Origin of the sequence: Bradyrhizobium sp. AUGA SZCCT0169, from assembly GCF_018130085.1 — a bacterium.
In the GTDB taxonomy this organism is placed as follows: domain Bacteria; phylum Pseudomonadota; class Alphaproteobacteria; order Rhizobiales; family Xanthobacteraceae; genus Bradyrhizobium.
In genome coordinates, this window is sequence record NZ_JAFCMC010000005.1 from 63,415 (window position 1) to 80,005 (window position 16,591).

Annotated in this window: 18 protein-coding genes; 16 read left to right on the forward strand and 2 right to left on the reverse strand. The window is 63.8% G+C overall.

Going from position 1 to position 16,591, the window contains the following annotated elements; genetic code table 11:
- Window positions 1–166 precede the first annotated feature (166 nt).
- The 10 genes from JQ609_RS07695 to JQ609_RS07740 all read left to right on the forward strand — a co-directional run bounded on the left by JQ609_RS07695 (window position 167) and on the right by JQ609_RS07740 (window position 9,781).
- Window positions 167–793, forward strand: coding sequence for a glutathione S-transferase family protein (locus JQ609_RS07695; RefSeq protein ID WP_212272845.1), 627 nt, complete (start codon window positions 167–169; stop codon window positions 791–793).
- Window positions 794–1,107: 314 nt separating this feature from the next.
- The gene (gene glyA / locus JQ609_RS07700) at window positions 1,108–2,409 is read left to right on the forward strand and encodes a serine hydroxymethyltransferase (protein WP_212208184.1); all 1,302 of its coding nucleotides are present in this window, start codon (window positions 1,108–1,110) and stop codon (window positions 2,407–2,409) included.
- 25 nt (window positions 2,410–2,434) lie between these two features.
- Window positions 2,435–2,917 (forward strand): transcriptional regulator NrdR, encoded by a 483-nt coding sequence (gene nrdR / locus JQ609_RS07705; protein ID WP_192733576.1) that lies wholly within the window; start codon window positions 2,435–2,437, stop codon window positions 2,915–2,917.
- Window positions 2,914–4,065, forward strand: a complete 1,152-nt coding sequence (gene ribD / locus JQ609_RS07710) for a bifunctional diaminohydroxyphosphoribosylaminopyrimidine deaminase/5-amino-6-(5-phosphoribosylamino)uracil reductase RibD (RefSeq protein ID WP_212208183.1) — start codon at window positions 2,914–2,916, stop codon at window positions 4,063–4,065. The genes nrdR and ribD overlap by 4 nt, the downstream gene beginning before the upstream one ends.
- Entirely contained in the window at window positions 4,066–4,674 is a 609-nt protein-coding gene (locus tag JQ609_RS07715) for a riboflavin synthase (protein WP_212208182.1), read from the forward strand.
- A 142-nt stretch (window positions 4,675–4,816) separates the two neighbouring features.
- Window positions 4,817–5,308 (forward strand): 6,7-dimethyl-8-ribityllumazine synthase, encoded by a 492-nt coding sequence (gene ribH, locus JQ609_RS07720; RefSeq protein WP_212272846.1) that lies wholly within the window; start codon window positions 4,817–4,819, stop codon window positions 5,306–5,308.
- A gap of 2 nt (window positions 5,309–5,310) precedes the next feature.
- On the forward strand, window positions 5,311–5,808 hold the full coding sequence (gene nusB, locus JQ609_RS07725) for a transcription antitermination factor NusB (RefSeq protein ID WP_212208180.1): 498 nt from the start codon (window positions 5,311–5,313) through the stop codon (window positions 5,806–5,808).
- Entirely contained in the window at window positions 5,801–6,793 is a 993-nt protein-coding gene (gene thiL, locus JQ609_RS07730) for a thiamine-phosphate kinase (RefSeq protein WP_212272847.1), read from the forward strand. The genes nusB and thiL overlap by 8 nt, the downstream gene beginning before the upstream one ends.
- A 203-nt stretch (window positions 6,794–6,996) precedes the next feature.
- Window positions 6,997–7,206, forward strand: a complete 210-nt coding sequence (locus JQ609_RS07735) for a cold-shock protein (RefSeq protein ID WP_192733570.1) — start codon at window positions 6,997–6,999, stop codon at window positions 7,204–7,206.
- Between the two features lie 454 nt (window positions 7,207–7,660).
- The gene (locus tag JQ609_RS07740) at window positions 7,661–9,781 is read left to right on the forward strand and encodes a sodium-translocating pyrophosphatase (RefSeq protein ID WP_212272849.1); all 2,121 of its coding nucleotides are present in this window, start codon (window positions 7,661–7,663) and stop codon (window positions 9,779–9,781) included.
- A gap of 227 nt (window positions 9,782–10,008) precedes the next feature.
- Here the strand turns inward: JQ609_RS07740 and JQ609_RS07745 are convergent, their stop codons facing one another.
- On the reverse strand, window positions 10,009–11,013 hold the full coding sequence (locus JQ609_RS07745; protein WP_212272850.1) for a tripartite tricarboxylate transporter substrate binding protein: 1,005 nt from the start codon (window positions 11,011–11,013) through the stop codon (window positions 10,009–10,011).
- A 179-nt stretch (window positions 11,014–11,192) separates the two neighbouring features.
- A complete protein-coding gene (locus JQ609_RS07750; protein ID WP_212272852.1) occupies window positions 11,193–11,678 on the reverse strand; it encodes an outer membrane protein assembly factor BamE in 486 nt (161 codons plus the stop codon).
- 152 nt (window positions 11,679–11,830) lie between these two features.
- Here JQ609_RS07750 and JQ609_RS07755 point away from each other — a divergent pair, with 152 nt between their 5' ends.
- From JQ609_RS07755 to JQ609_RS07780, 6 genes are all read left to right on the forward strand, one after another.
- Entirely contained in the window at window positions 11,831–12,382 is a 552-nt protein-coding gene (locus JQ609_RS07755; RefSeq protein ID WP_212272853.1) for a ubiquinol-cytochrome C chaperone family protein, read from the forward strand.
- Between the two features lie 10 nt (window positions 12,383–12,392).
- Window positions 12,393–12,980, forward strand: coding sequence for a DUF177 domain-containing protein (locus tag JQ609_RS07760; RefSeq protein WP_212272854.1), 588 nt, complete (start codon window positions 12,393–12,395; stop codon window positions 12,978–12,980).
- 302 nt (window positions 12,981–13,282) lie between these two features.
- Entirely contained in the window at window positions 13,283–14,344 is a 1,062-nt protein-coding gene (plsX, locus tag JQ609_RS07765) for a phosphate acyltransferase PlsX (RefSeq protein ID WP_212272856.1), read from the forward strand.
- Window positions 14,341–15,318, forward strand: coding sequence for a beta-ketoacyl-ACP synthase III (locus JQ609_RS07770; protein ID WP_212272857.1), 978 nt, complete (start codon window positions 14,341–14,343; stop codon window positions 15,316–15,318). The genes plsX and JQ609_RS07770 overlap by 4 nt, the downstream gene beginning before the upstream one ends.
- A 130-nt stretch (window positions 15,319–15,448) precedes the next feature.
- Window positions 15,449–15,778: an integration host factor subunit alpha gene (locus tag JQ609_RS07775; protein WP_192734233.1), complete on the forward strand. Its 330-nt coding sequence runs from the start codon at window positions 15,449–15,451 to the stop codon at window positions 15,776–15,778.
- A 112-nt stretch (window positions 15,779–15,890) separates the two neighbouring features.
- A complete protein-coding gene (locus tag JQ609_RS07780) occupies window positions 15,891–16,460 on the forward strand; it encodes a MerR family transcriptional regulator (protein ID WP_212208172.1) in 570 nt (189 codons plus the stop codon).
- The last annotated feature ends 131 nt before the right edge of the window (window positions 16,461–16,591 follow it).

Below are 16,591 nucleotides of genomic sequence, written 5' to 3' on the forward strand. Positions count from 1 at the left end.
CCTAGCACCGCAGGCCGATACCAGGCAAAGGTGTGTTTGCGCCTCGTCATTGCTTCGCGGAGCCTGTCATCGGGCGCGCATTCGCGCGACCCGTTGGTCGCAATGACGGCGTTAGAAATCTCTGGTAAACAACAACACCAACAAGAAACCTATTGAGGAAACTGCCATGCTCACGGTTCATCATCTCAACGACTCCCGCTCGCAGCGGATCCTGTGGCTGCTCGAAGAGCTTGGCACGCCCTATGAGATGAAGCGCTATCAGCGTGATGCCACGACGCGGCTGGCGCCGCCGGAACTGACGGCGATCCATCCGCTCGGCAAGTCGCCCGTCATCACCGATGGCGGCACCACGATCGCGGAGTCCGGTGCGATCGTCGACTACATCATCCGCAAATACGGAAAAGGCGCGATGATGCCGGCGTCCGGCAGCGCCGACTATGAGGCGTACAATGAGTGGCTGCATTATTCGGAAGGGTCCGCGATGCTGCCGCTGATGCTGAACCTCTATGTCGGCAGGCTGAAGGAGGCGGGCGCGCCGCTGCATCCGCGCATCGACAGCGAGTTGGCCAATCATCTCGGCTATGTCGACCGCGCGCTGAAGGGGCGCGAGTTCTTCATCGGCCCGTCATTGTCGGGTGCCGATATCCAGATGAGCTTTGTCGGCGAGATGGCAAAGGTGTTCGAAAAGCTTGGGCCGTATCCGAACCTGGCGGCCTGGCTGACGCGCATGCACGCGCGCCCGGCGTTCCAGCGCTCGATCGAAAAGGGCGGGGCGTACCGGTTTGCGAAATAGGCCGTCGTTCCGGCGAACGCCGGAACCCATACGCCGCGGCCCATCGGTAGGACAAAGGTGTCTGAGACCTTCTTTTAACAATGGCGGCTGCAGCGTATGGGCCCCGGCTCAAGGCCGGGGCGACAGCGGGGGGAGTGGCGCCGGACTGGCATCCCCGCCATCCCCACCATATCTTGCATAAATATCAGACGGATACCGCAAGTGCTTGGCCGGCCCGGGCCGATGTGGTATCTCGCAAGCGCTTCTTTCGACCGCCACACGTAACCGACCGCTGTGCCGCTTAAGGCCTTGCGGCGGTGGAGATATTTCGGCCCATGACCTCCAGCAGCAAAACCGCCTCCGCGCCCGACTCGTTCTTCACGGCCACTCTCGCCGAGGCCGATCCGGAAATCGCCGCCGCCATCAAGGGTGAACTCGGCCGGCAGCGCCACGAGATCGAGCTGATCGCCTCGGAAAACATCGTCAGCCGCGCGGTGCTGGAAGCGCAGGGCTCGGTGATGACCAACAAATACGCGGAAGGGTATCCGGGCGCGCGCTATTATGGCGGTTGCGAATGGGTCGACGTCGCCGAGACATTGGCGATCGATCGCGCCAAGAAACTGTTCGGCGCCCAGTTTGCCAACGTTCAGCCGAATTCGGGCAGCCAGATGAACCAGGCGGTGTTCCTGGCGCTGCTGCAGCCCGGCGATACCTTCATGGGCCTTGATCTTGCCGCCGGCGGCCATCTCACCCACGGCGCGCCCGTCAACATGTCCGGCAAATGGTTCAAGGCGCAGCACTACACCGTGCGCCGCGACGACCAGATCATCGACATGGACGAGGTGGCGCGCCGCGCCGAGGAAGTGAAGCCGAAGCTGATCATCGCCGGCGGCTCCGCCTATTCACGCGCCTGGGACTTCAAGCGCTTCCGCGAGATCGCCGACAGCGTTGGGGCCTATCTGATGGTGGACATGGCGCATTTCGCCGGCCTCGTCGCCGGTGGCGTCCATGCCTCGCCGGTGCCGCATGCCCATGTCACGACCACGACCACGCACAAATCGCTGCGCGGCCCGCGCGGCGGGTTGATGCTGTGGAATGACGAGACGCTGACCAAGAAACTCAACTCGGCGATCTTCCCGGGCCTGCAGGGCGGTCCGTTGATGCACATCATCGCCGCCAAGGCGGTGGCATTTTCCGAGGCGCTGCGTCCGGACTTCAAGATCTACGCCAAGAACGTCGTCGAGAACGCCAAGGCGCTGGCGGAAGCGCTGCGTGCGCAGGGCCTCGACATCGTCTCAGGCGGTACCGACAACCATCTGATGCTGGTCGATCTTCGCCCCAAAGGCCTGAAGGGCAACGTCTCGGAGAAGGCGCTGGTTCGCGCTGCGATCACCTGCAACAAGAACGGCATTCCGTTCGATCCCGAAACGCCGTTCGTCACCTCGGGCCTGCGTCTGGGCACGCCGGCGGCGACCACGCGCGGTTTTGGCGTCGCCGAATTCCAGCAGGTCGCCTCCATGATCGCCGAAGTGCTGAACGCGCTGGCGCAATCGCCCGACGGCAAGGCGCCGCTGGTGGAAGCCGCGATCAAGGAACGCGTCAAGGCACTCACCGACCGCTTCCCGATTTATCAGTAAGGGTCACTAGTAAGGGATACTTGGGATGCGCTGCCCCAGCTGCAACAGTCTCGATACGCAGGTGAAGGATTCGCGCCCCACCGAGGATTCCGCCGTGATCCGGCGGCGGCGGGTCTGCATCGCCTGCAATTTCCGCTTCACCACCTTCGAGCGGGTGCAGCTCCGCGAACTGACCGTGATCAAGCGCAACGGCCGCCGCGTGCCGTTCGACCGCGACAAGCTGGTGCGCTCGTTGCAGATCTCCCTGCGCAAGCGCCCGGTCGATCCGGAGCGCGTCGAAAAGATGGTCTCCGCCATCGTGCGCGAGCTCGAAAGCGGCGGCGAGGCGGAGGTTTCCTCGGAAGCGATCGGCGAGATCGTGATGGAGCATCTGCGCCAGCTCGATGACGTCGCCTATGTGCGTTTTGCCTCGGTCTATCGCAACTTTCGCGAGGCCAAGGACTTTGAAGCCGTGCTCGGTGAGCTGTCCGGCGAGGAAGACGCACGGGTCACCGCGTTGCGCAAATGATCTTCCGTATCCTGGAAGACCAGTACGCGCAGAAATCCAGGGAATCCAAAGCCGCGGACGCGCGCTTCATGCAACTCGCGCTTGCGCTCGGCCGGCGCGGGCAGGGGCGCACCTGGCCGAACCCCGCCGTCGGTGCCGTCGTCGTCAAGGACGGCGTCATCGTTGGGCGCGGCTGGACCCAGCCCGGCGGTCGGCCGCATGCCGAGCCGGATGCGCTCAAGCGCGCCGGTGACGCCGCGCGCGGCGCCACGCTCTATGTGACGCTGGAGCCGTGCTCGCATTTCGGCAAATCGCCGCCTTGCGTCGATGCCGTGATCGCGTCGGGCATTGCCCGCGTGGTGTCGGCGATCGAGGATCCCAATCCGGAAGTGGCCGGACAGGGCCACGCCAAATTGCGCGCCGCCGGGATTATCGTCGATGTCGGCCTGAATTCCGCGGAAGCAGCATGCGACCATGCCGGGCATTTCCGACGCATCCGCGACAAGCGCCCGCATGTGATCCTCAAGCTGGCGGTCTCCGCCGACGACAAGATCGGCGCCGCCGGCAACAAGCCGGTCGCGATTACGGGTGAGGCAGCAAGGACACGCGTGCATCTGCTGCGCGCGCAGTGCGATGCGATCCTGGTCGGGATCGGCACCGTGCTGGCCGATGATCCGGTGCTGACCTGCCGGCTGCCGGGGATGGAGCATTTATCGCCGGTACGTGTGGTGCTGGATCGGAGCTTGCGGACTCCCGGCACCAGCCGTCTGGTGCAGACCGCGCGCGAGACGCCGCTCTGGGTCATGACGTCGGATCTCGCCGAAGCGCCGGCCGCCATGAAGCTCGGCGCCGCCGGAGCGCAGGTGATCCGCGTCGCCGCGTCAAGCGCGCCGCCGGGGCTGGATGTGACGGCGGTGCTGCGTGCACTGTCCGACAAGGGCGTTTCGCGGCTGATGGTCGAGGGCGGGGCGCGCGTCGCGTCGTCCTTTGTATCGGCGGGGCTGGTCGATGAGGCATGGCTGCTGCGCGGACCCGAGGCGGTCGGCGTGGGCGGCATTCCCGCGCTGGACGCATTGCCGCTGTCGGCTCTCACCGGGTCGCCCGCCCTAAAAGTCCGTGCTAGCGAAAGCCTTGGTCTAGATACTCTCACGATCTACGAGCGCCCCTAAATGTTCACCGGAATAGTCACCGATATCGGCGAAATCGTCAGCCTGACGCCGACGGCGCAGGGGCAGTTGCACCGCTTGCGCATCGCCTGCCGCTACGATCGCGCCACCATCGCCGATGGCGCCTCGATCGCCTGCAACGGCGTCTGTCTCACCGTGGTCGCCTCCGGCGTCGATGATGGCAAGACCTGGTTCGACGTCGATGCCGCGGCCGAGACGCTCGGCATGACCACGGCGAAGCACTGGGGCAAAGGCACAAACCTCAATCTCGAGCGCGCGCTGAAGATCGGCGACGAACTCGGCGGCCACATCGTGGCCGGCCATGCCGACGGCATCGCCAGCATCGTCAAGCGCGACGATCTGCCCGATATGGCCAGGTTCGAACTGCGCACGACGCGGGAACTGGCGCGCTTCATCGCCGTCAAGGGCTCGATCACCCTGGATGGCGTGTCGCTGACGGTGAATACGGTCGAAGACGTGGTGTTTTCGGTGCTGATCATTCCCCATACGCTCAGCGTCACGACGCTGGCGGACTGGAACGCGGGCAGCGAGGTCAATATCGAGGTCGATCTGATGGCCCGCTATGCGGCGCGGCTGTCGGAAATGAAATAGCAACAGCAACAATTGTGTCATACGCGGGCTTGACCCGCGTATCCATCCTCTTAACAGGATGGATTCCTGATAGGATGGATTGCCGGGGCCCCATCGGCAGACGCGCTCCGCGCTCTAGCCCGGCAATGACAGAAGGTAGATAATGGCAGACGCACGACGCGCACTCCTGAAGGACCAGACCGACATCAAAGGCGCGCGCGCGCTGATCGTCGAAGCACGCTTCTACGACGACATCCAGGATGCGCTGCTGGAAGGCGCCGTCACCGAATTGAAGGCGGCCGGTGTCACGCATGACGTCATCACCGTGCCCGGCGCTTTAGAAATCCCCGCCGCGATCGCGATCGCGATCGACGCCGCCGAGAACAACGGAAGGCCCTATGACGCCGCGATCGCGCTCGGCTGCGTGGTGCGGGGCGACACCATTCATTTCGAGATCGTCTCGATGGAATCCTCACGCGCGCTGATGGACCTTGCGGTGGCCAGAAAGTTCCCGCTCGGCAACGGCATCATTACCGTCAACACCGAGGCGCAGGCCTGGGCGAGGGCGCGCGCCAGTGAACTCAACAAGGGCGGCGACGCCGCCCGCGCGGCGCTCGCAATGCTGCGGATCAAACGCCGGCTGGCAAAGGCCTGACGATGGCAGACACCAAGAAGCCCGCACTCAAAAATCCGGACAAGAAAGCCAACCGGCGCGGTGCCGCGCGACTCGCCGCCGTGCAGGCGCTGTACCAGATGGACATTGGCGGCGCCGGGATCAACGATATCTTCGCCGAGTTCGAGAGCCACTGGCTCGGCAACGAGGTCGAGGGCGACAAATACCTGCCGGCCGAAGCCGCGTTTTTCCGCGACGTCGTCTCGGGCGTGGTGCGGGATCAGGCCAAACTCGATCCGCTGATCGACGACGCGCTGTCGAAGGGCTGGCCCTTGAAGCGGATCGACGCGATTTTGCGCGCGGTGCTGCGGGCTGGGTCCTATGAACTGGAGCATCGCAAGGACGTGCCCGGCCGCGTCGTCGTGTCCGAATATGTCGATGTCGCGCACGCCTTTGTCGAAAAGGACGAGACCGGCATGGTGAACGCGGTGCTGGACCAGATCGCGCGCCAGTTCCGCGCCGACGAGTTCGCGCGTGGGTAGCGCGCCCGCGTCCGGAGAAGACTCGCTGATCGCGCGCTATTTCAGGCCGATCGCGACCGACCCTGGCGCCTTCAATCTCGATGACGACGCGGCGGCCCTGAAGCCTGATGGCGACGACATCGTGGTGACGACGGACGCCATCGTCGAAGGCGTGCATTTCCTCCCCGACGATCCGCCTGATACCGTTGCGCGCAAGGCGTTGCGGGTGAACCTCTCGGATCTCGCCGCCAAGGGCGCGGTGCCGGCCGGTTTCGTGCTGACGCTGGCGCTCCGCGATACCGACGAAGCCTGGCTCAAGCCGTTCGCGGCCGCGCTCGGCGAGGACGCGGCGCAATTCGGCTGTCCGCTGCTGGGCGGCGATACGGTGTCGACATCAGGTCCGCTGATGGTCTCGGTCACCGCGTTCGGGCGCGTGCCGTCAGGCAAAATGGTCCATCGCAGCGGCGCCAAGCCTGGCGACCGGGTGCTGGTGACCGGCACGATCGGCGATGCCGCGCTCGGGCTTGCCGTGCTCGGCGGCGGCAAGGTCCATGCCGCGGTGAGCGATGCAGCAGCGCGCGATCTGCTGGTCGGGCGCTATCGGGTACCGCAGCCGCGCATGGTGCTCGCGGAAATCGTTCGCGACCATGCCGGAGCGGCGATGGACGTGTCCGATGGGCTCGCCGGCGATCTCACCAAACTGTGCGGCGTGTCGGGTGTTTCCGCTGCGATCGATCTGGAGAAGGTTCCGCTGTCGGATACCGCGCGCGATCTGCTGTCGCGTGGCATCGTCGGAATCGAAACGTTGATCGCCGGTGGCGACGATTACGAAATCCTGTGCACGGTGGCGGAAGACCGCGTCGATGCGTTCGTGCAAGCCGCGCAGGGCGCTGGCGTGGCGGTAAGTTCCATCGGAACCGTGCTCGCCGGAAGTGGAGCGCCAAAATTCCTTGACGGGCAGGGCGGCGAAATTGGCCTGAAACGGCGCTCTTACAGCCATTTTTGAGCGTCGCAGCGCTGACTGCGGGCCTTTATTTGCAACCGGCCATTGCAATTTCCCGGAAAATCTATAGTTGTGCGCGCATTCGATTGCCGCCGTGCCTTGCTGAACGCGCCTGTTAGGGCATTTTCCAGAGACATCGTCGATTGGATTTGAATCCGTGCGATCGCCGTGCGGAATGAAAGCCTACGTGCTTTGGAGAATAGAAAATGGCTACGGGAACTGTGAAGTGGTTCAACGGTCAAAAGGGTTTTGGATTCATTCAGCCGACCGACGGCAGCAAGGATGTGTTCGTTCACATCAGCGCCGTTGAGCGCGCCGGTCTGACCGGTCTGGCCGAAGGCCAAAAGGTCGAGTTCGAACTCAAGACCGACAAGATGCGGGGCAAGGTAAGCGCAGAGAACCTGTCGCTGGCCTGAGGCCTCGAAACGGTCGTTTCACGGATGTACTGAAATGGATCGCGGGCCCGCTCAATCCCATAGAGGATTGGGTGGGCCCATGTGTTTTCAGGCCAGTGTGTGTTTTCGGCCTGTGTATTTTCCATATATTTGTTGGTCGCTATTTGGGTTGCGGCACCCGCAGGATAGCCGTCGGCAGACGATTCAATGGTCCGCCCCGTGGGCGCCTGGCAGGCCTCGGATTTTCCGCCGGACGGTCCAGCCGCCAGCCAGGCCTCGGCACCTTCAGTCGTTCCCGGGGATTCCTTTCAAAAATAGACGGTTTCTGGCCTCCGCGGCGTTGCGCCGGGGAAACGATTTTGGCAAGGTCCCGGCGATTTGAGGGGCCACCCTTTTGGGCGGGGAAGGCCTCCTTTTTATGCGCTTGCCGCGCTCGCGGTGTGGCGGGGGAACATCAAGGTCTGAGGCAAATTCAATGACAGCATTATGGGTGATTGTGCTCTGCGGAGCGCTTTCGATTGTTTACGCGATCTGGGCGACGGCTTCGGTGTTGAAGGCGGACGCCGGCAATCCGCGCATGCAGGAGATCGCAGCCGCGGTCGCCGAGGGCGCACAGGCCTATCTGAAGCGGCAGTACATGACGATCGGCATGGTCGGCGTCGTGATCTTCGCGCTGCTGGTCTGGTTCCTCGGCATGAAGGTCGGCGTGGGCTTCCTGATCGGCGCGGTGCTGTCGGGCGCCGCCGGCTTCATCGGCATGAACGTGTCGGTTCGCGCCAACGTGCGTACCGCGCAGGCCGCGACCACCTCGCTGGCCGGCGGACTTGAACTCGCCTTCAAGGCCGGTGCGATCACCGGCATGCTGGTGGCGGGCCTCGCACTGCTCGGCGTCACCATCTACTTTGCCTATCTGACCCAGATGCTGGGCCTGAAGGCCAACGACCGCGTCGTGGTCGACGCGCTGGTCGCACTCGGCTTCGGCGCCTCGCTGATCTCGATCTTCGCCCGTCTCGGCGGCGGCATCTTCACCAAGGGTGCTGATGTCGGCGGCGATCTCGTCGGCAAGGTTGAGGCCGGCATCCCCGAGGATGATCCGCGCAATCCCGCCACCATCGCCGACAACGTCGGCGACAACGTCGGTGACTGCGCCGGCATGGCCGCCGACCTGTTCGAGACCTATGCGGTGACCGCGGTCGCCACCATGGTGCTGGCTGCGATCTTCTTCGCGACCTCGCCGCTGCTGGTCAACATGATGACGCTGCCGCTCGCCATTGGCGGCGTCTGCATCATCACCTCGATCATCGGTACCTTCTTCGTCAAGCTCGGCGCCAGCCAGTCGATCATGGGTGCGCTCTACAAGGGCCTGATCGCGACCGGCATCCTGTCGCTGTTTGGCGTTGCTGCTGTCATCCATTGGCTGATCGGCTTCGGTCCGCTGGCGGGCGTGAAGTACACCGGCATGGCGCTGTTCCAGTGCGGCGTCGTCGGCCTCGTCGTCACCGGCCTGATCATCTGGATTACCGAGTACTACACCGGCACCGACTACCGTCCGGTGAAGTCGATCGCGAAGTCCTCGGTCACCGGTCACGGCACCAACGTGATCCAGGGTCTGGCGATCTCGATGGAATCGACCGCGATGCCCGCGATCGTCATCATCGCCGGCATCCTCGTCACCTACAGCCTTGCCGGCCTGTTCGGCATCGCGATCGCGACCACCACCATGCTGGCGCTGGCCGGCATGATCGTGGCGCTCGACGCCTTCGGCCCCGTCACCGACAACGCCGGCGGCATCGCCGAAATGGCCGGCCTGCCGAAGGAAGTCCGCAAGTCGACCGACGCGCTCGACGCGGTCGGCAACACCACCAAGGCGGTCACCAAGGGTTACGCGATCGGCTCGGCCGGTCTCGGCGCGCTGGTGCTGTTCGCGGCTTACAATGAAGACCTCAAATTCTTCATCGCCAATGCCGCGAAGTATCCGTACTTCCAGGGCGTGCTGCCCGACTTCTCGCTGAACAACCCCTACGTCGTGGTCGGCCTCTTGTTCGGCGGCCTGCTGCCGTATCTGTTCGGCGCGATGGGCATGACGGCCGTCGGCCGTGCGGCCGGCGCGATCGTCGAGGAAGTGCGGCGTCAGTTCCGCGAAAAGCCTGGCATCATGCAGGGCACCGACAAGCCGGATTACGGCCGCGCGGTCGACCTTTTGACCAAGGCGGCGATCAAGGAAATGATCATCCCGTCGCTGCTGCCGGTGCTGTCGCCGATCTTCGTCTACTTCGTGATCTTCGCAATCGCGGGCGGCGGCGCGGCCGGCAAGTCGGCGGCGTTCTCGGCCGTCGGCGCCATGCTGCTCGGCGTGATCGTGACCGGCCTGTTCGTCGCGATCTCGATGACCTCGGGCGGCGGCGCCTGGGACAACGCCAAGAAGTACATCGAGGACGGCCATTACGGCGGCAAGGGCTCCGACGCGCACAAGGCGGCGGTGACCGGCGACACCGTCGGCGATCCCTACAAGGATACGGCCGGCCCCGCCGTCAACCCGATGATCAAGATCACCAACATCGTGGCGCTGTTGCTGCTGGCGATCCTGGCGCACTGAGCGGCGCTGAGCCGATCAAAATAAAAACCCCGCGGTGCGAGCCGCGGGGTTTTTCATTTTTGCCCGGCGTCATGCGAGCTCTTGCGAGCCTCGAAGGATGACTTGGCAGGTGTGTGTGGCCATCCTTCGAGACGCCGCAAGCGCGGCTCCTCCAGCGACAACGGCTTTGCCGTTGCGCGGGGATGACGGCTGCGTGCGCGGATCGAGCGCCGCGGGAGTTACGCCTCTCAGCCGGCGTCCATCTGCAGGCCTTCCTGCTTGATGATGGCGCCGAACTTGTCCGTCTCCGCCTGGATGAAGTCGGAAAACTGCTGCGGTGTGCCGTAGTCGGTGCGCGCGCCGATCTTGGCCATGTTTTCCTTGATGTCCTCGCGCTCCAGGAACACCTTGATTTCCTTGTTAAGGGCATCGAGGACGGGGGCGGGGGCGGCCTTCGGCAGGAAAATGCCGAACCAGGACGAAACGTCGAACTTGGCGAGCTCCGGTGCGCTCTCGCGCATGGTCGGAATGTTGGGAGCCAGCGCGCTGCGCTCGGTCGTGGTCACCGCCAGCCCGGTGAGCTTGCCATCCTGCACCTGCGGCAGCGTCGGATAGAGATTGTCGAACAGCACCTGGATGTCGCCGGCGAGCGCGGCCTGCAGTGCCGGCCCGGCGCCGCGGAACGGCACATGCACCATCTTCAATTTCGTCAATTGCAGGAACCAGGCGCCGGTGAGGTGAGGGCTCTGCCCGATGCCGGAGGAGCCGTAGGTCAGCTTATCCGGATTGGCCTTGATGTAGGCAATCAGGTCGCCGATCGACTTGACCGGCACCGAGGGGTGCGCCGAGATGATGTTGGGAATCCGGATCAGGTTGGAGACCGGCTGCAGCTGGTCGGCCTTGTAGGTCATATTCCGGAAGATGGTGTAGGCGATGGCGTTAGGGCCGGGATTGCCGACCAGAATCGTGTGCCCGTCGCCTTTGCTGCGTACGGCTTCGGCGGTGCCGATGGTGCCGCCGCCGCCGGAGCGGTTTTCCACTACCGCGGACTGGCCCCAGGCCTTCTGCAAATGAGCCGCCAGCAAGCGTCCCATCACGTCCGTGGTGCCTCCCGGCGCGGCCGGCACGATCAGGCGGACGGTTTCGGTGGGCCGCCAGTCGGCGCCCAGGCTGCTGCGCGGCAGAATGGCCGCCGTGGAGAGCGCGGCGGCTCCGGTCAGAATATGGCGGCGGGAAAAAAATCGGCTGGTCACTAGGTCACTCCCTGCGGGGTTTTATTTTGCAGGCGACCGTAGGCAGCGCGCACGCGCAGGGCAAGCGGACGACTTGGCGCAGGGCGCTGCGCTGATCCGGGGTCCACGAAGCGGCAGATGGGTCCCGGCTCTGCGGAGCAGCACAAGGGTGCTGCACCGCGTCCGGGACACGGGAGGGCTTAGTTAAAGCTGAGCAGCTTGAACAGCGGCGTCAGGTAGCTGAGCTCCTGGCCTGACGTCGGCGTGGTGCGGCTGATGAAGTCGAAGATCTTGCCGTCCTGCAGCCCGTAATTGGCGAGCCGCTGCACCTGGCGATTCTTGTCGAAATAGATCGCGATCACCCGCTGGTCGACGACCTGCTGGTTCATGAAGGCGACCTTGCGCTCGGAGCGCTGTGAAATGTAGTAGAACACCTCGCCGTTCAGGGTCGCGACCGTGGAGGGCGTGCCCATCACGATCAGCACCTGGTCCTGGCTGGCGCCGATCGGGATCTGTTCCAGCGCGCCGGGGGGCAGGATATAGCCCTTCTGAAATTGCTCGCCGGTGCAGCCGCCGAGCGCGGCGCAGAGCAGTGCGATGGCCGCAAAGCCGCGAAAACCGCGCCAGCGCGCGGTCTGGCGGCGCGGCGAGGGCGCGCATGAGCTTGGTTGGCCCGTCTCGGTCATTCCGGAATCGATCCCGTCCCCTTGCATCGCGCGAGGCGTTGACGTACCGGGCAGCACGCAGGATTGCAACATGCGCGGGCGCCCGAAGCTGAAACCCTGAAGGCCGAAACCTTCATGGCGGAAACCTTTGGGGCTCGCATGCGGAACCCACAATGCTTTGGCCGTTCAATCACTTCAGGAAACCCCGGTCCGCCCCGCGCGGCACCATTGAAGCCATCTATGGCATGATCGTGACGCAGGCGCGAGAACCGTTGTTTTATCGGGACTTGGGCGTCCCGGACACGGTTAACGGCCGTTTTGACCTGCTTCTGATGCATCTGTGGCTGGTGTTGCGGCGGCTCAAATCGGTCCCGGAGGGCAAGGGCCTGTCGCAGGCGCTGTTCGACCATTTTTGCAACGATATGGACGATAATCTGCGCGAACTGGGCGTCAGCGACCTCAAAGTGCCGAAAAAGATGCAGGCCTTCGGCGAGGCCTTCTATGGCCGCACCGCTGCCTATGATCTGGCGCTGACCGAGGGCCGCGAGGCCCTGGCGCAGGCGCTGTGCAAGAACGTCCTCAACGGTGAGAACATCGAAAAGGCCCGCCAGCTCGCAGCCTATGCCGAGGCCGCCATGGCGGCGCTCGACCGGCAGGACGAGGCGGCGCTGGCCGGCGGCACTTTCAAGTTTCCTTCGCCGGAGCAGGCCGGCGCACAAGCATGAGCAAACGGCGATGACCAAGAGTGCCATGATCGAGAAGCCGGACCCGTGGCGCGTTCCCGTCGCGGTGGAGAAAATCCCGGACACGGGTCTGCATCGCGACCTCGAGGCCGATCAGGCCACGCGTGTTGCGGTGGCGGATATGGGAAGTCTGCGCGAGGTGCTGATGCTGCAGGCCTCGTTCGACGTGATGCCCAAAAGCGGCGGCCGCTTTCAGGTCGAGGGGCGCGTGCGGGCCCGGATCGGACAGACCTGCGTGGTGACGCTGGAGGAGATGGAGAGCGATATCGACGAGCCGATCGATCTGATCTTCGCGCCGCCGGACCAGATTCCGCAGATGGCCGCGCTGGTCGACGAGGCTGAAGAGAGCGACGAGGACACGCCCGATCCGCCGGAGCCGATCGACAACGGCATCATCGATCTCGGCCGGCTTGCGACCGACGCGCTGTATCTCGCGGTCGATCCCTATCCGCGCAAACCGGACGCGGTTTTTGAACCCTTGGTCGAAGCCCCTGACCCCGAGGATCACCCATTTGCGGCGCTCAAGGCGCTAAAGGTTACGCCGAAAAAGTCGGGCTCAAAGAAGCCCAAAGACAAGTAACCGACACTTAAAGTGGCCGGTGAAGCAGGATTTCACTTGATGTGGCTCTGATGCCTCATCAGGAATCTTGCATAACATACTGAATTTGCTAATATTACATTGTATTCCCGATTGCGGGCGGTGCTGGGTCCCATTCCCCAAAGACCGTGGTCAAGAGGTTGTGTCAGAACGGGGACACGCTATTGTCGCGGCCCGGCGGGGGCGATAGCGATGCGCTCCGCCGAGCACCGCTATCGGCGGATGCTTCCAGCGCGCGGCCGGGCTCTAACAGGGCTGCAAGAGATCAGGTTTCCGGGACGTTCATGCCTCAAAAGGTTCGAATCGCGCTTGACGCCATGGGTGGCGATGTCGGCGCATCGGTCGTCATTCCCGGCGCTGCAAGGGCATTGGCCCGGCATCCCGACATCGAGTTTCTGCTGTACGGCGACAGCGCGCTGATCGAGGCGGAGCTCGCCAAGCATCCGGCCATGAAGAAGGCGTCACGGGTGACCCATACCGACGTCACTGTCAGCATGCACGACAAGCCGAGCCAGGCGCTGCGCCGCGGCCGCAAGAAGTCGTCGATGTGGTTTGCGATCGACGCGGTGAAAGAGGGCAAGGCCGACGTCGCGGTATCTGCCGGCAATACCGGCGCGCTGATGGCGATGGCGCGCTTTCATTTGCACACCATGCCGGGGATCGATCGGCCGGCCATTGCCGGCGTGTGGCCGACGATGCGCGGCGATTCCGTCGTGCTTGACCTCGGCGCCAGCATCGGCGGCGACCATCATCATCTGGTGGCGCTGGCGGTGATGGGCGGCGCGATGGCGAGCGTGCTGTTCGGCAAGCCGCGCCCGACCGTCGGCCTGCTCAATATCGGGACCGAGGAAGTGAAGGGCGGCGAGGAAATCCGCGCCGCCTCCGAACAGCTGCGCGCGATGAACCTGCCGGAGCTCGACTATGTCGGCTTCGTCGAGGGCGACGGGATCGGCAAGGGCGCCGCCGACGTGATCGTGACCGAAGGCTTTTCCGGCAATATCGCGCTGAAGGCCGCCGAGGGAACCGCGCGCCAAATGTCGGAGTTCCTCCGCAGCGCCATGGCGTCGAGCTGGCGGTCCCGTATCGGCTATTTGTTCGCCCGCAACGCCTTCACGGCCTTGCGGCACAAGCTCGACCCCAATAAATCCAACGGCGGCGTGCTGCTCGGCCTCAAGGGCGTGGTGGTCAAAAGCCATGGTGGAACCAACGCCGAAGGCTTTGCTTACGCGGTCGATGTTGGCTATGAGATGGTCCGCTGCGATCTCCTCACCAAGATCAATCAGATGCTTAATCGCGACGGCAGTGCGCTGGCTCAAGCGCAAACCGCGCAGGAGGCTGTCTCGTGACTGCTAAACGTTCGGTCGTGCTAGGCTGCGGCTCCTATCTGCCGCGGAAGGTCCTGACCAATGCCGAACTGGCTGATCGGATCGATACGTCGGACGAGTGGATCGTGCAGCGCACCGGTATCCGGCAGCGCCATATCGCCGCGGACGGCGAGTTCACCTCGCATTTGGCGATCAACGCCGCGCGCGCCGCGCTCGACGATGCCGGCATCGACGCGCAGCAAATCGATCTGATTGTGCTGGCGACCTCGACGCCGGACAACACCTTTCCGGCGACCGCGGTTGCGGTCCAGCACGCGCTGGGCATCAGTCACGGCGTCGCCTTCGACCTGCAGGCGGTCTGCTCCGGCTTCGTGTTCGCGCTGGCGACCGCCGACAATTTCCTGCGCTCCGGCTCGCACAAGCGGGCGCTGGTGATCGGTGCGGAAACGTTCTCGCGCATTCTCGACTGGAGCGACCGCGGTACCTGCGTGCTGTTCGGCGACGGCGCCGGCGCCGTCGTGCTCGAGGCCCAGGACCAGCCCGGCAAGCCCACCGACCGTGGTATCCTGACCACGCATCTGCGTTCCGACGGACGGCATAAGTCAAAGCTGTTTGTCGATGGCGGGCCGTCTTCGACCCAGACCGTCGGCCACCTCCGCATGGAGGGCCGCGAAGTCTTCAAGCACGCGGTCGGCATGATCACCGATGTGATCGTCGATGCGTTCAACGCCACCGGGGCTTCCGCCGAGGAGATCGACTGGTTCGTCCCGCATCAGGCCAACAAGCGAATCATCGATGCTTCGGCGCATAAGCTGCATATTGCGCCGCAGAAGGTGGTTCTGACCGTCGATCTGCACGGCAATACGTCGGCGGCGTCGATCCCGCTGGCGCTCAACGTCGCGGTCAAGGACGGACGCGTCAAGAAGGGCGATCTGGTGCTGCTGGAAGCGATGGGTGGCGGCTTCACCTGGGGTTCCGCGCTCGTCCGCTGGTGAGCCTTAAGTAAAATACCCTACAAAGTGGTTGTGCTGTTTCATGCGTGTGCATGATGGTGGCTGTTGACCATTGCGTGCTAACCTCATAATTTCAGAGAATAAATTGTTCGCCGAGAGTGCGGGGCAGGCGATGACCGGGACAGGAAAAACAGTCACACGCGTTGATTTGTGCGAGGCGGTCTACCAGAAGGTGGGCTTGTCGCGAACGGAGTCGTCTGCGTTCGTCGAACTCGTTTTGAAAGAGATCACCGATTGTCTTGAGAAGGGCGAGACGGTGAAGCTGTCGTCGTTCGGCTCGTTCATGGTGCGCAAGAAGGGTCAACGGATCGGACGTAACCCGAAGACCGGCACCGAAGTACCAATCTCTCCGCGACGCGTGATGGTGTTCAAGCCGTCGGCTATTTTGAAGCAGCGCATCAATGGTCACGCGGTGACCAACGGTGATGCCAAGGACGATTGAGGCGTTTTCAGCGCGAGGCGAAGTTCAGTTCGCGTCAAGAATGCGCGTGAAGATAGTCATGTTAGGCGTTTAGAGTTTCTCTTCATTCTCTAGAGCTGAGAGGAGCTGGCATTTGGACAAGGCGCCGGATGCGTTCCGTACCATCAGCGAGGTCGCGGACGATCTCGATATTCCCCAGCATGTGCTGCGATTTTGGGAAACGCGATTCACTCAGATCAAGCCGATGAAGCGAAGCGGCGGGCGGCGCTATTACCGCCCCGACGACGTCGATCTGCTCAAGGGCATCCGCCGCCTGCTGTACGGCGAGGGCTACACCATCCGCGGTGTGCAGCGGATCCTGAAAGAACACGGCGTCAAATCAGTGCAGGGTCTGAGCGACCAGAACTCTGCCGTCTCGTTCGGCGCGGTCGAGGAGGCGATCGGCCTCAGCCTGCAGGAGCCGGAAGAGGGCGCAGGTGCGCTCGCCGGATCCGATGACGATGATTACGAGGGCGAAGCCACGGAAATCGACTACCGCTTCGTCGATACCGATGAGGACGGTTTCCTCGCCCCCTTCGGCAAGGGCAAGGCGGCTGCCGCGCCGGGCCCGGTAGGCGGCCCCGACCGCGAACGCCTCGAACGCGTGCTGCAGGACCTGGTGGCCTGCCGGCAATTGCTGGATAACGCGCTGAAGGATGGCTGAGGGCAGGGCCGGAACCGGCAATTCGCCCACTATTCTCAGGGGTCTGACGTTCACGCCCAGCGCGAACTCGTTGCAATACGTTATGAAAAATCCACGCTGCAAATCAGATTGCTGGATGGGGCTACCAATAC

What these genes read in the sequence shown, in the direction of transcription:
- JQ609_RS07695 (WP_212272845.1), top strand. Translation starts at nt 167, where the DNA reads ATGCTCACGGTTCATCATCTCAACGACTCCCGCTCGCAGCGGATCCTG.
- glyA (WP_212208184.1), top strand. Translation starts at nt 1,108, where the DNA reads ATGACCTCCAGCAGCAAAACCGCCTCCGCGCCCGACTCGTTCTTCACG.
- nrdR (WP_192733576.1), top strand. Translation starts at nt 2,435, where the DNA reads ATGCGCTGCCCCAGCTGCAACAGTCTCGATACGCAGGTGAAGGATTCG.
- ribD (WP_212208183.1), top strand. Translation starts at nt 2,914, where the DNA reads ATGATCTTCCGTATCCTGGAAGACCAGTACGCGCAGAAATCCAGGGAA.
- JQ609_RS07715 (WP_212208182.1), top strand. Translation starts at nt 4,066, where the DNA reads ATGTTCACCGGAATAGTCACCGATATCGGCGAAATCGTCAGCCTGACG.
- ribH (WP_212272846.1), top strand. Translation starts at nt 4,817, where the DNA reads ATGGCAGACGCACGACGCGCACTCCTGAAGGACCAGACCGACATCAAA.
- nusB (WP_212208180.1), top strand. Translation starts at nt 5,311, where the DNA reads ATGGCAGACACCAAGAAGCCCGCACTCAAAAATCCGGACAAGAAAGCC.
- JQ609_RS07735 (WP_192733570.1), top strand. Translation starts at nt 6,997, where the DNA reads ATGGCTACGGGAACTGTGAAGTGGTTCAACGGTCAAAAGGGTTTTGGA.
- JQ609_RS07740 (WP_212272849.1), top strand. Translation starts at nt 7,661, where the DNA reads ATGACAGCATTATGGGTGATTGTGCTCTGCGGAGCGCTTTCGATTGTT.
- JQ609_RS07750 (WP_212272852.1), bottom strand. Translation starts at nt 11,678, where the DNA reads ATGACCGAGACGGGCCAACCAAGCTCATGCGCGCCCTCGCCGCGCCGC.
- JQ609_RS07755 (WP_212272853.1), top strand. Translation starts at nt 11,831, where the DNA reads ATGCTTTGGCCGTTCAATCACTTCAGGAAACCCCGGTCCGCCCCGCGC.
- JQ609_RS07760 (WP_212272854.1), top strand. Translation starts at nt 12,393, where the DNA reads ATGACCAAGAGTGCCATGATCGAGAAGCCGGACCCGTGGCGCGTTCCC.
- plsX (WP_212272856.1), top strand. Translation starts at nt 13,283, where the DNA reads ATGCCTCAAAAGGTTCGAATCGCGCTTGACGCCATGGGTGGCGATGTC.
- JQ609_RS07775 (WP_192734233.1), top strand. Translation starts at nt 15,449, where the DNA reads ATGACCGGGACAGGAAAAACAGTCACACGCGTTGATTTGTGCGAGGCG.